Here is a 13,378-nt window from a genome sequence, read left to right as displayed (position 1 = left end):
CGATACGTCTGTCGTTGCGGGTGCCGGTGGTCGAGCTCGTCGGGACCTGGGGTCTCGACAAGCCCGACCACCGATGCCCGACCACCGGTCCGGCAACTAGCCCTGGGTCTCCGCCCAGGCGTCCATGTCAGCCTGGATGGCGTCCCTCGCTTCGGTGTAGCCCGCGGCCTCCAGCTCCTCGCGCATGTCCGCGATGGCAGCGGCCGGGTCGTCGAACTTGCCGTACTGGAGCTGCGGGATGTAGGTCGAGAGCACGCCGCCCATGGCAGCCAGGTAGGGGTCGATCAGGTCCTTGTTCACGATGAGGGTCGTGTACGGGTAGTCCTTCGCCGCCGCGTCGAGCTCGTCGTAGATCTCCTGCTTGTTCGGTGCGTCGGTGACCCGGTCCGGCTCGAACTCGTCCATGCGGCCGCCCCAGAAGTTCGACCCCAGAGCGTCGGTGGTCTCGTCCCAGCCCTCGGGACGGTCCAGCTTGCCGTCGTCGGTCATGACGTAGTCGGTACCCTCGATGCCGAAGTTGAGGAGCTTGTAGGCCTCCTCGTCGTTGCGCAGGACGTCGTAGACCTCCAGCGCCTTCTCGGGGTTGCTCGAGGTGGCGTTCACCGCCATGGCCCCGTGCGTGGGGATGTCCCGGAAGTAGTTCCCGTTCTCCTGGCCCCAGTAGAAGAACTTCGGGTCGGACCCGGGCTGCTTCTTGTTCATGTTGTCGACGATGGAGCCGATGAAGGTCTGCGCGTGGTGCTGGTCAGCACCCGAGAGTCCCGCGAAGAACTGCTCCCGCGTGACGCCGTCGTAGTTCAGCGCGTCCTCGCGCCACACACCGATCTCGTTCCACTCCTTGGCCAGCTCTGCGGCCTCCAGCAGCTCGTCCCCTTCCATGTACCAGGAACCCACCGTGTAGGGGTCCGCCTCGGTGGTCTGGAACGGGAAGTAGTTGCCGGCGGTGATCTGCTGGATCGTCTGGCCGTCGGTGTGCCCCTGGAGGTACCCGGTCAGGGCGGCGTCGATGGACGCCGCGACGTCCCAGGGGTAGGCGTCCTCCTTGTTCTCCTTCACCCACTCGAAGTAGGTGGTGAAGTCCTCGAACTTCGTGATCGTGCCGTCCTCGAAGCCCGCCTCCTTCGCCCAGTCGCCGCGGTAGAAGAACCCGTGGTTCGTCCACTGGGTGAGGTTGTCCTCAGGGATGAAGAAGATCTCCCCGTCGAGCGTCGCCTTGTCCCAGTTCCCGTTCGCGTCGACCTGCTCCCACGTCCGCGGGGCGTGCTCCTGGAGCATCTCCTCGGAGAGCGGCAGGAAGGCGCCCTTCTTGGCGTTCTCCCAGGCGAACAGCCAGTCCGTGGCGGTGGTGATCAGGTCGATGCTGTCGTCACCGGAGAGGAGCTGGGTGTTGTACTGCGTCTGCCAGTCGGCCCATTCCACGTAGTAGAAGTCCAGAGTGGCGTTCGCCTCCTCGGTCAGGCGCGGGTTCAGCTCCTCCAGCATCGCCTCCAGGCGGCCGTTCTCCGGCTTGTCACCCAGGACGAGCATGGTGATCTCGGTCGGTTCACCGGAGTCGGCGTCGCCTGCCGGACCGCAGGCGGCCAGTGTTGCTGTGCTCACGGCCAGGGCGAGCGTTGCCGCCCCGACCCTCGCGAAAGACTTTCTCATCGTTGAGACTCCCTCGAATCGTCGTTCGTGTTGCAGATGTTTTACGGATGTTCCAAGTGGTCACGGAATGGGTGTCAGCCCTTCACGGCACCGACAGTGATTCCGGAGACGAAATACTTCTGGACAAAGGGGTACAGGAGCACGATCGGCCCAGTGGCGACGACGGCGCTCGCCATCTTCAGGGTGTTGCTCGGCAGCTCTGTGATGCTCACGTTCGAGCCGGCCACCGAGGTTCGGAGCGCATTCGCGGTGTTGATGATGTTGTACAGGTGGTACTGGAGCGGTTTGAACTCCACGGTGCTGCCCAGATACAGCGAGGAGAGGTACCACTCGTTCCAGTAACCCAGCGCCAGGAACAGGCCGAGAGTGGCCAGCGCCGGCTTCATCATGGGGAGCGCGAGCTGCAGGAAGATCCGGAAGTCGCCCGCGCCGTCGACCTTTCCGGACTCGATGATCTCGTAGGGCATGGAACGCGCGAAGTTCTTCATCAGGATGATGAGCCACGGGGTCATCAGGAGCTGGAGGAATACCGCCAGGTAGCTTCCCTTGAGCCCGAGGTCGCGCGCCACCCACAGGTAGGTGGGCGCCAGACCCGCGGAGAAGAGGGTCGTGAAGTAGACGAAGAACGAGATCCAGTTCCGGAACGGGAAGTCGCGCCGCTGGAGGGCGTATCCGGTCATCGCGATGATGAACAGCCCGAGCGCCGTACCGCACACGGTCATCACGATGGTCACGACGTACGAGCCGATGATCTGCCGGGGTGCCCGGAAGATGTACTCGTAGGCGTCGAGCGTGAACTCCTTGGGCAGCAGCCCGAACCCTTCCCGCATGATCGCGCCCTCGCTGGAGAGGGAGGCGGAGACGATCATGATGAATGGCAGCGCACAGAACACCGTGAAGAGCGTGACCGTGACATAGGAGATGCCCCGCAGGACGTAGTCGCTCTTGTCGAGCCTGACCTTCCTCGGCCGCTTCACTGCGACGAGACTCATCACGCCCCCTCTCTGTCAGAACAGTGCAGGTCAGAACGGCGCAGGTTAGAACAGCGCATAGTCCTTGTTGATCCTTCGGACGATCCAGTTGGCCAGCATCACGAGGGCGAACCCGAACAGGGACTGGTAGAGCCCTACGGCTGTCGACGAGGTGAAGTTGTTCTGCGAGAGGATCATGCGGTAGACGGACGTCTCGATGATGTCGGTGGTGGCGAACAGGGCAGCGTTGTTGCCCACCAGGTTCCAGAACAGCCCGAAGTTGCCGTGCATGATCCCGCCGAGCGAGAACAGCAGAAGGATGATGAACGTGGGTTTCAGGCTCGGCAGGATGATGTACCGGATGCGCTGCCAGGCCGAGGCCCCGTCGATGGCCGCGGCCTCGAACAACGAGTTGTCGATGCTCATGATCGCCGCGAAGTAGACGATCGATCCGTACCCCGTGCTCTGCCAGAGCTGGAACAGGATGATGATGATCGGCCACAGGCCCGCCGTGCTGTAGATCTTGATCGGGTCGCCGCCGGTCTGCTCGATCAGCGCGTTGACCGCGCCGGTGTCGAAGTTGAGCAGGTTGAACGCGATGACGCCGACCAGGACCACCGAGATGAAGTACGGCAGGAACATGATCGCCTGGCTGATCTTCTTGAAGTACTTCGACCGGATCTCGTTCAGCATGATCGCCAGCGCGATCTGCAGGATGTTGCCCAGGACGATGAAGGCCAGGTTGTAGAGCAGCGTGTTCCGCGTGAGCTGCCACAGCTGCCCGGACTGGATGAGGAACTCGAAGTTCCGCATCCCCACGAACTCGCTGCCGAAGATCCCGTCCCGGTAGTTGAAGTTCGTGAATGCGATCCACACGCCGGGGAGCGGACCGTAGCTGAAGACGATGAAGAACACGATCGCCGGAAGGCACATGAGGAGCAGCACCTTGTTGCGGGCAATGCTCTTCAGCAGCGACTTCGGCTTCTTCACCGTCAGCGTCTCGGACGGGACGATCGGCCTCGTCAGCGTGACTGCCATAGCCATCGCCGTTCAGCCGGTTCGACGACCGGAATCTCTGTCATGCGCCACTCTCCGTTGAAGGCCCTGAGCATCGTTGCTCGCATGTTAACGATAACAAGTTAACGTGAACATGAGGGTAGGGGGCACGCCTCCGTCGGGTCAAGCACTGGAAATCACGGTTCTATAACGTTGGAACGTATGCCGTGAAAGGGTCTGGACGCCCAGGGCGGTCGCGTGCGGGGCTGGATTCAGCCCCGCACGCGACCGCCGCCGCCGAACGTAGGCCTGGTCGCTCTCAGCGAGCAGCCCGCCCTCGAACGTAGGACTGGTCGCACTGTGGGCACCCACAGTGCGACCAGTCCTACGTTCGAGGGCGGGCATCCGGCTGCACCCTGGCATGCCGGTCAGGGCGGCGCGGAGCTCCGCTCTCCACCGAGGCTCGTAGCCGCCGAACGGTCGCGCTACCGCGGAAGGCTCTCGTCCTGACCCGAATCAGCGAGCGTCACTCCGCCCACGCCCCAGTCCTCGCGCGGGATCTCCTGGATGACCACCCGGACCGTGTCGGGCTTCATCCGCATCACGCGGGCGTAGGTCGCGGTCAGCTCGGCCACGAGCTCGCGCTTGGTGTCGGCGTCGCGGGGCGATGCGTTCAGCACATGGATCACAGGCATGCCCGTTATCTCACCACGGCGCGGCGGGCTGCGTGGGTCGCCCTGCGGCAGCATCGGCTCGCCCTGGGGTGGACCGAGCGCGGCCTACGACGCCAGCCACTCCCGCGCGCCGCGGCCGGCCCTGACGGAACCAACGCCGTCGTCGGCCGGGTTCATCTCCGCCCATACCGCGTCGAGGGAGAGCCCGAGGACCTCCGCGATCGCCGCCACCGTCGGGAAGGCGGGGGTGGCGACACGCCCCGACTCGATCTTCCGGAGGGTCTCGGGCGAGACGCGGGCGTCGAGCGCGACCTCGAGCATCGAACGCTCGCCCCTGGCACGACGCAGAAGAGCGCCGAGACGCTGTCCGCGCTCGACCTCCGCGGGTGTGAGCGGCAACCTGACCATGCTGCCGATCATAGTACCGGGATAGTATGGCCGGGATAGTTATTGGAAGACGTGCGAAGGGCACCACATGATCGAGATCTTGAACCCCACCGAGCTGATCCGGGCGAGGGGCGCGGGCACCCTGGTCGGCACCATCCTGCAGACGCTGCGCGAGCGGTGCGTGGTCGGCACGAACCTGCTGGACGTCGACCGGTGGACCAAGGCGATGATCGTCGACGCCGGTGCGCAGTCCTGCTACGTCGACTACGCGCCGTCGTTCGGGCGCGGACCCTTCGGCCACTACATCTGCACGGCCGTCAACGACGCCGTCCTCCACGGGATGCCGCACGACTACCGGCTGGCCGACGGCGATCTGCTGACCCTCGACCTCGCCGTCTCGCTGGACGGCATCGCCGCGGACTCGGCCATCAGCTTCGTCGTCGGCGAGACCAGGCCCGCGGAGAGCGTCGCCATGATCGAGACGACCGAACGCGCGTTGCGCGCCGGGATAGCCGTCGCCCGCCCCGGAGCTCGCATCGGGGACATCTCCGACGCCATCGGCACGGTGCTCGGCGCGGCCGGGTACCCGATCAACGTCGAGTTCGGCGGGCACGGCATCGGATCGACGATGCACCAGGACCCGCACATCCCGAACACCGGACGGCCGGGCCGCGGGTACAAGCTGCGGCCCGGGCTACTGCTCGCGCTGGAGCCGTGGGTCATGTCGGACACCGACGAGCTGGTCACCGACGCCGACGGCTGGACCCTCCGCAGTGCGACGGGGTGCCGGACGGCGCACAGCGAGCACACCATCGCGATCACCGAGGACGGGGCGGAGATCCTCACGCTCCCGAGGCCGGCATAGCCCCGTCGGTCGAGCCTCCCCTAAGGGCGGAGGCTCGACCGACGGAGCCCAGCCCTCAGTACGGGCAGGTGCTGCGGTACTCGCTGATCGTCGTGCTCGTGGACGGTGCCGGGCACAGGAACTGGTCGTAGCGCAGGTCGTCGTCGACGAAGCGCTTGAGCCAGGAGATGCTGTACTTGGCGATGGTCGTGTTGTCCGTGTTCGGCGCGAAGTGGCTGGCGCCGCGCAGCTCCAGGTACGCCTTGTCGGCGCCGCTCGGGAGGGACTGGTAGAACGGCTCCGCATGCGAGCGGACGGAGGCGATCGAGTCGTCCTCCGCGCCGACGATCAAGGTCGGCGTGCTGACCTCCGGCCACGTCTTGTCCGTGTTCCAGGGCGTGAGCGGGATCGCCGCCTGCAGCGACGGCCGGTCCTTGGCCGCCTCCAGCGATCCCCCGCCGCCCATCGAGTGGCCCATGACGGCCAGCCGGTCGGCGTCGATGCGGCTGCTGACCACGCTGCGCGTCGTCAGGTAGTCCAGCGCCCGCAGGAGCTGGTCCCCACGCGAGGACGGCTGGTCCGAGGTGGTGTTCGTGTCGATGGTGAAGACGACGAAACCCTGCGACGCGAGCCGCGGGCCGAGCCAGGCCATGCTGGACTGCCTGGCGGTATAGCCCGGCGCGACCGCCACCGCTCCGAAGGTGCCCTCGGCGGTGCTGGTCGGGTAGTAGATGGTGCCGCCACCGAAACCGGTGACGACCAGACGCGACACGCTCACGTCCGATACGGCGAACGAACCACGGCGAGCCTCGATGCTCGACACGGTCGGATCGGGACCACGTTCGTACGGGTTGTCGTCGGCGTGCGCTACCGGCATGCCCACGACGGCGGTGCCGGTGAGCAGCAGCCCTGTGACGAGCGCCGCACCAGCCTTGCGGATCAGATGCCTCATGAATCGCCCCTTCGAGATCGGTGAGACAACAACTGACCGGACCGACGATAAAGTAGCTCTACCACTCGGTCAAGACATTCTTGAGATTGATGCAGGTCGGTCGTTGGTTAGGGTCAGGGCGTGAACGAGCACGTGGACGGCCGCAAGCTGCGCTTCGAACATCGCCGTGGGGAGGTCCTGCGCGCCGCGACCGAGCATGCGCTCGACCACGGCCTGGCCGGCCTGTCGCTGCGCAAGGTGGCCCAGACGGTCGGCGTCAGCCACGCGACGCTGGTGCACCACTTCACGACCAAGGACGACCTGGTCGCCGCGATCGTCGACCTGGTCCTCGCCCAGACGCTCGCGCTGCCCGACCTGGCCGACGACGACCCGGAACCGCTGGAGACCATCTGGCGGCGGGCGACGTCGGACAACGGACGCCGCTACATCCGGCTGTTCACCGCGATCACCGGGCACGCCATGCACGACAACCCGAAGCTGCGCGACGCCGTGGCCCGGTCGATGCGGCAGCGGACGGCCCTGCTGGCCGCGGGCCTGGTGCGGCACGGCTGCCCGGAACCGGAGGCCTCCGCGCTGGCGACGTCGCTGCTCTCGACGCTGCGCGGGCTGCTCGTCGACCTCCTGGTCACCGACGACGAGGAGCGCGTCCGGGCGGCGTTCGAGAACCTGGCCGCAGAGCTGGACCGGCGCAGCGCCCACTGGCACCCACCCGAGACATCGCACGCGTAGACCGACACGCCCCGGCAGGACCGGTCACGCGGCCCGCCGATCAGCCCCTGATCAGCCCACCGTCTCCGGAGACACGGCGAGCCGCGTGTTCCACGGGTCCGCGAACCGGAGCGTCGCGCCGTCGTCAGCCGTCGGGATGCTGTGGAACCGGAGGCGGTCGGCAAGGGCTTCGACGTCGGACCGGGTGGGGACGAGGATCCGGACGTCGCCGAGGCCGAGCGTCGACGCGCGTGGCGCCGCCCCCGCGCTGCGCCACGTGTTCATACCGATGTGGTGGTGGTAGCCGCCTGCCGAGACGAACAGGGCGGAGTCCCCCAGCTGCGCGGTGACGTCGAACCCGAGCGTGTCGACGTAGAACTGGCGCGCCGACACGAGGTCGCCCACCTGCAGGTGCACGTGCCCGATGGCGGCGGACGGGCCGGCGTCCGACGCCTCAGGGTCGTGCCACTGCCGCAGGAACTGGTTCGGGTCGAGGTACTCGCTGGCCATGGCCACGGTCCCGTCCGGGCGGACCGTCCACTCCTCGCGGGGGCGGTCACGGTACAGCTCGACGCCGTTGCCCTCGGGGTCGGTGAAGTAGAACGCCTCGCTGACCAGGTGGTCGGCGCTGCCCGTGTAGGTCTCCGGCACGCGCTGCGCCATGGAGGCGAGCGACGCGGCCAGGCGCCGCTCGTCCTCGAACACGATCGCCGTGTGATAGAGCCCGGCGCCGCGCGGGTCCGCGCCCGGCAGGTCCCGTTCCTGGCGGAGCACCATGATCGGCACGCCACCCCGGCCCAGCGTCGCGTTGGCGCCCGACTGGTCGAGGACGTCGAGGGTCACCGCGTCCTGGTAGTACGCGGTCATGACGTCGAGGTCGCGCACGAGCAGCTCCACGGTGTCCATCCGGGTGCCGTCGGGCGCCGTCCCCGCAGTGGCGACACTGCCCTGCCGCCACGCGGGGACGATGCTCGGGATGCTCACGAGATCACCGCGAGGCCGCCGCCCCAGGAGATCTTCTCGGCGCCCGCGAGGGTCATCTGCAGCAGGCCGACGGCCTCCAGCTCCCGGGCCCGCTTGAGCGAACCGGCGTCCAGCCCGCGCAGCCCGGCCGCGGTGACCAGCTCGACGAGCGTCCGCTTGGCGTCCGCGTCGTCGCCGGCGACGAGCACCGTCGTCGGCACTGAGCCGATCTCGCCGCTCGCCAGCGTGCCGCCGAAGTTCGTGTTGAACGCCTTGACGACCTTCGCGCCGGGGACGGCGTCCTGCAGCTGCTTCGCCGCCGAGGAGTCGGCGGGGACGACCAGATCGTCGAAGGTGCTGAAGTCGACGGGGTTGGTGACGTCGACCAGGACCTTGCCGTCGAACGCGGTCGGGTAGACCTCGACCAGGTCCGCGACGGCGCCGTAGGGCACGGCCAGCACGACGACGTCGCCGGTCACCTCGTCACCGACTGCGCCTGCCGTGCCGCCCAGCGGGCCGGCGACCGCGCGCGCCTTCTCGACGTCGCGGGCAAGCACCTGTATGCCGGTCCCACCCTTGGCGGCGATACCCGCGACAACACTGCCGAAGTTTCCTGCTCCGATGACGGTGACCGTGGTCATGTCTGCTCCCAAAATAGTTGTTCCTACAACCAACGCTCCGAGTCTCGCACCGATTACTTGTCGCGTCAACCAAACGTTAGGATGGGACTCGTGAAGCGACGCGTACCCCGGATGAACGAGCAGGAGTCGGCGGCCTGGCTCGGCCTGACCACCGTGTTCCAGCTGCTGCCGGCCGCGCTGGACCGGCAGCTCCAGCGCGACTCCGGGCTCACTCACTTCGAGTTCGTGGTGCTCTCCAGCCTCCAGCTCAGCGACGGGCCGACGATGCGGATGACGGCGCTCGCCGAGGCCACCGTCGCCACCCTGCCCCGGCTGTCCCACGTCTGCGGACGTCTGGAGAAGCGCGGGCTCGTCACCCGCGCCCCCTGCCCCGAGGACCGGCGCGCCACCAACGTGGGCCTGACCAGCGCCGGCCGACGCGAGCTGATCCACTCGGTCCCTGGGCACATCGCGACGGCGCGACGGCTGGTCATCGACGCGCTCACGCCCGAGCAGCTCGACGCCCTGGCGGAGATCACGGGCACGATCGCCGCCCGCCTGGCGGAGGAGCCGCCGGACGGCACGCCTGCGGCCCAGGCGACTCGCGAGAGCAGGCCCACCGCCCCCTAGGCTCTCGTCGTGAGCAACAGGCAGCCGCTCGGTCAGGCGTTTAGGAACGTCATCGTTGCGAATGTCAGCTCCAGCCTCGGGGACGGCATCGCCAAGGTGGCGGCTCCCCTGCTGGCGGCGCGGCTGACCGACGACCCGCTCCTCGTCTCCGGGATCGCGGCCGTGGCGATGCTGCCGTGGCTGATCTTCTCGATCCCCGCCGGGATCCTGCTGGACCGGATCGACCGGCGGCGCGCCATGACGCTCGCCAACGGCGTCCGGACGCTGCTCGCGGTCCTCCTGCTGACGCTGTTCGCCACGGACCAGCTCACGATCTGGTGGCTCTACGGCGTCGTGTTCGCGTACGGGGCGTTCGAGACGGTCTACGACGGCGCGCTCCGCGCCGTCCTGCCGTCGATCGCCGCCAAGCAGGACCTGCCGCGGGCCAACTCGCGGGTCGAGGCCGGGGAGATCGTCGTCGAGCGGTTCCTGTCCGGCCCGCTCACGTCGGCGCTGTTCGCGGTCTCCGTGGTGGTGCCGCTCGGGATCAACGTGCTGACGTACGCGGTAGCCGCCGTGATGGCGGTGTTCCTGCCGCTCGCCGCGGCGGGCAGCCACCGGACCGACCCGAGCGGTGAGCCGCACGTCGCCTGGTACCGGCAGTTCACCGACGGGTTCCGGTACCTCATGGGCAACCCGATGCTGCGGACGCTCTGGCTGATCAGCGTCGCGATCGGCCTGTGCTTCTCGGCAGCCACGGCCACGATGGTGCTCTACGTGCTGAACCGGCTCGGTCTCCCGGAGGCCTGGTACGGGGCGCTCATCCTGACCGGTGCGGTGGGCTCGCTCGGCGCCGCAGCGATCGCCGACCGGCTCAAGGAGCGGTTCCGGGCCGGACCGGTGATGGCCGTGGCGCAGACGCTCGCGCTCGCGGCGCTGGTCCTGATGGGCGCCGTCCCCGTGCTCGGCGTCGTCGCGTTCGGCTACTTCTTGTCGGCGGGCGGCACGACGGCGTGGAACATCCTCGTCATGTCGCTGCGCCAGGCCGCGATCCCGAGCCGCCTGCTCGGCCGGGTCCACGGCACGTGGCGCACGCTGCTCTGGGGCACGATGCCGCTGGGCTCGCTGCTGGGCGGGCTGCTCGGCCGGATCGATCTGCGCGCGCCGTTCCTGATCGCGGGCGGCATCGCGACCCTGGTCGCGCTCGTGTCGTTCCGGTTCCTGTCCAGGCTGCCGAACCCGGAGGAGCTGAAGGACGCCGACGGGCCGGCCACCTGAGGCCGTCCCGCCGGGCCCGGCCAGCGCACCCGAGCGCCATGCCTTGGGTCAGCTGTGCTTACCGGGCCTACGCGCTCGTGCGCCCCAGATGATGAGCACGACTCCGACCACGGCGAGGATCGGGCCGATGACCGCCCACAGCGTCACACCCGTCATGGGGCTGCCGGCGAGGTAGCCGAGCCCCTGGAAGGCGAAGACGGCGCCCATGAGGAGAAGAACGGCACCGAGCACTATGAGACCTGACTTCACGACTGCCTCCGAGCTGAGTTGTGATGAGTCGTTGCGGGAGGACGTGCGGACACCGGTCCGCGCCCGTCAGCCCATCGAGAACAGCGGTCCCGTGAGGGTCAGGCCCGGATCTTGGCTGAACACCCAGAAGAACGCGAGCGTGGCGCCCGCGAGCGCCACGTCCTTGTTGAACTGGATCATCTCCATCTGCTTGGCCGTCGGATCCGTCTCCCGCCAGAACCCGTGCATGAGGAACGCCGTCGGGACGAGAAAGAGGAAGAGGAGCAGCGCGCCCAGGTCACCCCAGACGCCGAGCAGGACCGACAGCGCGCCGAGCAGCATCACCACGCCGCTGACGAGGGTTGCCGGCTTCGCCATCGGCACACCTCTGGACGCCGCGTAGCCGGCCATGGCGTCCGTCTGGGTCAGGTGGCCGACGGTACTCCCGAGAAAGAGCGCCACGAAGAGCACCCGACCGATCAGCAGTACGACATCCATGGTCGCCTCCGGTTGATGACCTACAGTCACTCACCATTCCTTCACACTTTATGACCGACTGGCTCTCGCGTCGAGGGGGGCGGGACCACGGCTTCCTCGGTTCCGCCCGAGGCCGGAGGGGCGGGCGTTGCCGCCGGGGTCGGAGCGTCGGCCTTGCGCCGCAACGATCCCCAGAGCACACCCCCGATCACCAGCGCCGCGCCGAGCGCTGTAGCCACCTCGATGTGCTCGCCCAGCAGCACCGCCGATGCGCTGAGTCCCACCACGGGGACCAGCATCGAGAACGGCGCGACGACGCCCGCGGGGTGCCGGGCCATCAGCCACGTCCAGATCCCGGATCCGACGAGCGTGCCGATCAGCACCGTGTAGGCCAGCCCGACCAGCGCCGGAACCATGTGCGGCCCGGGCACGAACGCCGCGGCGATCGCATCCGGACCTTCCACCGCCAGGGACAGCACGAGCATCGGCACGGGCGGCACCACCGACATCCACAGCGTGAGGTGCAGCGGGTTCGCCGCCCTGGCCCGCGCGTTGGACACGTTGCCGACCGCCCAGCCGAACCCGCCGGCCAGCACCAGCAGGAACGGTGCGAACGCGGCGGCCTGCGCCTGGGACCAGCCCACCACCGCGAGCCCGAGCGTCGCCACGCCCAGCCCGACCAGTTGCCGCGCGGTCACCCGGTCCCGGAAGGCGACCGCGCCGAGCAGCACGGTGAACGGCGCCGACGACTGCAGCACCAGCGACGCCAGCCCCGTCGGCATCCCGACGGCCATACCCCAGTACAGGAACAGGAACTGGAGGGTGCCGAAGCCGATGCCGTACCCGAGCAGCCAGCGCACCGGCACCTGCGGACGCGGCACGAGGAGCAGGGTCGGGACGGCGATGATCGCGAACCGGAGCGCCACGAGGAGGAACGGCGGGAACTGACCGAGCGAGGCGTCGATCGCGATGAAGTTGAGGCCCCACATGACCGCGACGGACACGGCGAGCAGGCGGTGCGAGATGGGCATGGCCCGAGTGTGTGCGGCGGCGGTTCTGAAGGACAAGCGAAAGTTTCTACAGGTCCTTGTAGGTTGCCTTCATGAACCCCCGTCACCTCGACCTGCTCCGCGAGCTCGCCGACCGGCACTCCGTGACGGCGGTCGCGGAGGCGACACATCGGACGCCGTCGGCCGTGTCGCAGCAGCTCCGCACCGCGCAGCGCGAGCTGGGCGGGATCCCGCTGGTCGAGCCGCACGGCCGCGGCGTGCGGCTCACCGAGGCGGGCAGGCTCCTGGCCGACGGCGGTCGCGACCTCGCGCGGACGATCGCCCAGGTGCAGGCCCGATGGGATGCGTACCTGGGCTCGGCGTCCGGCACCGTGCGCCTGGCGGCGCTGCCGAGCGCCGCGGCGGTCCTGCTGCCCGAGGTCCTGCGCCGGCTCGCGGACACGGCGGTCAGTCTCGAGTGCACCGACGTCGACATCGCCGAGACCGAGTATCCGGGGATGGCGGCCGACCACGACATCGTCGTCGGCCACAGCTTCACCGGACCCGTGCCCGCCGGAGCGGATCACCTGGTCACCGCGGCGCTGCTCCGCGAACCGCTCGACATCGCCATGCCGGCCGACCATGTGCTGGCGACCAAGGCGCGGGTCACGGCGCAGGACCTGGTGCTGCACGAGTGGTACGGGGTGCCGCTCGGTTACCCGTTCGACGACCTGCGCATCGCCGTCGAGACCGTGACCGGTACTCCCGTCCGGGTGGTCCAGCGGCTCCGCGACAACCGGCTGGTGGAGGCGCTCGTCGCGTCGGGCGACCGCGTGGCGGTCCTCCCCCGGTACAGCACCACGCCCGGCGCAGGGATCGTCCTGCGGCCGGTGCACGGGATGGACGCCGCGCGGTGGATCGTCGCGATCCTGCGTCCTGACCGGGCCGAACGGCTCGCGGTCCGAACGGTGCTGGACGCCCTGCGGGCGGTGGGCCGGGAGGTGGTCGGCTGAGGGGCTGTCGTGGTGGCGCCCA

16 protein-coding genes are annotated in these 13,378 nt (G+C 68.5%); 5 read left to right on the top strand and 11 right to left on the bottom strand.

Features of this window, described 5'->3' with window-relative positions:
• Positions 1 to 96 precede the first annotated feature (96 nt).
• From ACQEVI_RS19380 to ACQEVI_RS19360, 5 genes are all read right to left on the bottom strand, one after another.
• Positions 97 to 1,647: an extracellular solute-binding protein gene (locus ACQEVI_RS19380; RefSeq protein ID WP_432901773.1), complete on the bottom strand. Its 1,551-nt coding sequence runs from the start codon at positions 1,645 to 1,647 to the stop codon at positions 97 to 99.
• A 74-nt stretch (positions 1,648 to 1,721) separates the two neighbouring features.
• Entirely contained in the window at positions 1,722 to 2,639 is a 918-nt protein-coding gene (locus tag ACQEVI_RS19375) for a carbohydrate ABC transporter permease (protein WP_432901772.1), read from the bottom strand.
• 45 nt (positions 2,640 to 2,684) lie between these two features.
• A complete protein-coding gene (locus ACQEVI_RS19370; protein WP_432901769.1) occupies positions 2,685 to 3,656 on the bottom strand; it encodes an ABC transporter permease in 972 nt (323 codons plus the stop codon).
• A 443-nt stretch (positions 3,657 to 4,099) separates the two neighbouring features.
• Positions 4,100 to 4,309, bottom strand: a complete 210-nt coding sequence (locus ACQEVI_RS19365; RefSeq protein WP_432901767.1) for a tautomerase family protein — start codon at positions 4,307 to 4,309, stop codon at positions 4,100 to 4,102.
• An 84-nt stretch (positions 4,310 to 4,393) separates the two neighbouring features.
• The gene (locus tag ACQEVI_RS19360; protein ID WP_432901764.1) at positions 4,394 to 4,696 is read right to left on the bottom strand and encodes a helix-turn-helix transcriptional regulator; all 303 of its coding nucleotides are present in this window, start codon (positions 4,694 to 4,696) and stop codon (positions 4,394 to 4,396) included.
• A 67-nt stretch (positions 4,697 to 4,763) separates the two neighbouring features.
• Between ACQEVI_RS19360 and map the strand changes: the two genes are divergently transcribed.
• The gene (gene map / locus ACQEVI_RS19355) at positions 4,764 to 5,540 is read left to right on the top strand and encodes a type I methionyl aminopeptidase (RefSeq protein WP_432901762.1); all 777 of its coding nucleotides are present in this window, start codon (positions 4,764 to 4,766) and stop codon (positions 5,538 to 5,540) included.
• A 55-nt stretch (positions 5,541 to 5,595) separates the two neighbouring features.
• Here map and bdeA read toward each other — a convergent pair whose 3' ends face one another.
• Positions 5,596 to 6,471 carry a bis(hydroxyethyl) terephthalate hydrolase gene (gene bdeA, locus ACQEVI_RS19350; protein ID WP_432901760.1) on the bottom strand — a complete coding sequence of 292 codons (876 nt, stop codon included), beginning with the start codon at positions 6,469 to 6,471 and terminating at the stop codon, positions 5,596 to 5,598.
• Between the two features lie 120 nt (positions 6,472 to 6,591).
• Here bdeA and ACQEVI_RS19345 point away from each other — a divergent pair, with 120 nt between their 5' ends.
• Complete coding sequence (locus tag ACQEVI_RS19345; protein WP_432901757.1) at positions 6,592 to 7,200, top strand: TetR/AcrR family transcriptional regulator; 609 nt, start codon at positions 6,592 to 6,594, stop codon at positions 7,198 to 7,200.
• Positions 7,201 to 7,251: 51 nt separating this feature from the next.
• Here ACQEVI_RS19345 and ACQEVI_RS19340 read toward each other — a convergent pair whose 3' ends face one another.
• The gene (locus ACQEVI_RS19340; RefSeq protein ID WP_432901755.1) at positions 7,252 to 8,163 is read right to left on the bottom strand and encodes a VOC family protein; all 912 of its coding nucleotides are present in this window, start codon (positions 8,161 to 8,163) and stop codon (positions 7,252 to 7,254) included.
• A complete protein-coding gene (locus ACQEVI_RS19335) occupies positions 8,160 to 8,783 on the bottom strand; it encodes an NADPH-dependent F420 reductase (RefSeq protein ID WP_432901753.1) in 624 nt (207 codons plus the stop codon). Before ACQEVI_RS19335 ends, ACQEVI_RS19340 begins: the two co-directional genes overlap by 4 nt.
• A 90-nt stretch (positions 8,784 to 8,873) precedes the next feature.
• On the opposite strand from ACQEVI_RS19335, the gene ACQEVI_RS19330 reads away from it, so the two are divergent.
• Both ACQEVI_RS19330 and ACQEVI_RS19325 read left to right on the top strand, forming a co-directional pair.
• Entirely contained in the window at positions 8,874 to 9,392 is a 519-nt protein-coding gene (locus ACQEVI_RS19330) for a MarR family winged helix-turn-helix transcriptional regulator (protein WP_432901751.1), read from the top strand.
• 9 nt (positions 9,393 to 9,401) lie between these two features.
• Complete coding sequence (locus tag ACQEVI_RS19325; RefSeq protein ID WP_432901749.1) at positions 9,402 to 10,649, top strand: MFS transporter; 1,248 nt, start codon at positions 9,402 to 9,404, stop codon at positions 10,647 to 10,649.
• Between the two features lie 48 nt (positions 10,650 to 10,697).
• On the opposite strand, the gene ACQEVI_RS19320 is transcribed toward ACQEVI_RS19325, so the two are convergent.
• From ACQEVI_RS19320 to ACQEVI_RS19310, 3 genes are all read right to left on the bottom strand, one after another.
• Positions 10,698 to 10,898 (bottom strand): hypothetical protein, encoded by a 201-nt coding sequence (locus tag ACQEVI_RS19320; protein WP_432901747.1) that lies wholly within the window; start codon positions 10,896 to 10,898, stop codon positions 10,698 to 10,700.
• 66 nt (positions 10,899 to 10,964) lie between these two features.
• Complete coding sequence (locus ACQEVI_RS19315) at positions 10,965 to 11,375, bottom strand: DoxX family protein (RefSeq protein WP_432901745.1); 411 nt, start codon at positions 11,373 to 11,375, stop codon at positions 10,965 to 10,967.
• 41 nt (positions 11,376 to 11,416) lie between these two features.
• A complete protein-coding gene (locus tag ACQEVI_RS19310; RefSeq protein WP_432901743.1) occupies positions 11,417 to 12,385 on the bottom strand; it encodes an EamA family transporter in 969 nt (322 codons plus the stop codon).
• 71 nt (positions 12,386 to 12,456) lie between these two features.
• On the opposite strand from ACQEVI_RS19310, the gene ACQEVI_RS19305 reads away from it, so the two are divergent.
• Complete coding sequence (locus tag ACQEVI_RS19305; RefSeq protein WP_432901741.1) at positions 12,457 to 13,356, top strand: LysR family transcriptional regulator; 900 nt, start codon at positions 12,457 to 12,459, stop codon at positions 13,354 to 13,356.
• Positions 13,357 to 13,378 lie beyond the last annotated feature (22 nt).

It is taken from the genome of Promicromonospora sp. CA-289599 (assembly GCF_050936155.1).
GTDB lineage: Bacteria > Actinomycetota > Actinomycetes > Actinomycetales > Cellulomonadaceae > Promicromonospora.
The sequence above is the reverse complement of the archived record's forward strand: the minus strand, read 5'-3'. Positions and strand labels throughout refer to the sequence as shown.

Bases quoted from the DNA above. Each gene is read 5' to 3' on its own strand.
- ACQEVI_RS19380 (WP_432901773.1), bottom strand. From the start codon at position 1,647: ATGAGAAAGTCTTTCGCGAGGGTCGGGGCGGCAACGCTCGCCCTGGCC.
- ACQEVI_RS19375 (WP_432901772.1), bottom strand. From the start codon at position 2,639: ATGAGTCTCGTCGCAGTGAAGCGGCCGAGGAAGGTCAGGCTCGACAAG.
- ACQEVI_RS19370 (WP_432901769.1), bottom strand. From the start codon at position 3,656: ATGGCAGTCACGCTGACGAGGCCGATCGTCCCGTCCGAGACGCTGACG.
- ACQEVI_RS19365 (WP_432901767.1), bottom strand. From the start codon at position 4,309: ATGCCTGTGATCCATGTGCTGAACGCATCGCCCCGCGACGCCGACACC.
- ACQEVI_RS19360 (WP_432901764.1), bottom strand. From the start codon at position 4,696: ATGGTCAGGTTGCCGCTCACACCCGCGGAGGTCGAGCGCGGACAGCGT.
- map (WP_432901762.1), top strand. From the start codon at position 4,764: ATGATCGAGATCTTGAACCCCACCGAGCTGATCCGGGCGAGGGGCGCG.
- bdeA (WP_432901760.1), bottom strand. From the start codon at position 6,471: ATGAGGCATCTGATCCGCAAGGCTGGTGCGGCGCTCGTCACAGGGCTG.
- ACQEVI_RS19335 (WP_432901753.1), bottom strand. From the start codon at position 8,783: ATGACCACGGTCACCGTCATCGGAGCAGGAAACTTCGGCAGTGTTGTC.
- ACQEVI_RS19315 (WP_432901745.1), bottom strand. From the start codon at position 11,375: ATGGATGTCGTACTGCTGATCGGTCGGGTGCTCTTCGTGGCGCTCTTT.
- ACQEVI_RS19310 (WP_432901743.1), bottom strand. From the start codon at position 12,385: ATGCCCATCTCGCACCGCCTGCTCGCCGTGTCCGTCGCGGTCATGTGG.
- ACQEVI_RS19305 (WP_432901741.1), top strand. From the start codon at position 12,457: ATGAACCCCCGTCACCTCGACCTGCTCCGCGAGCTCGCCGACCGGCAC.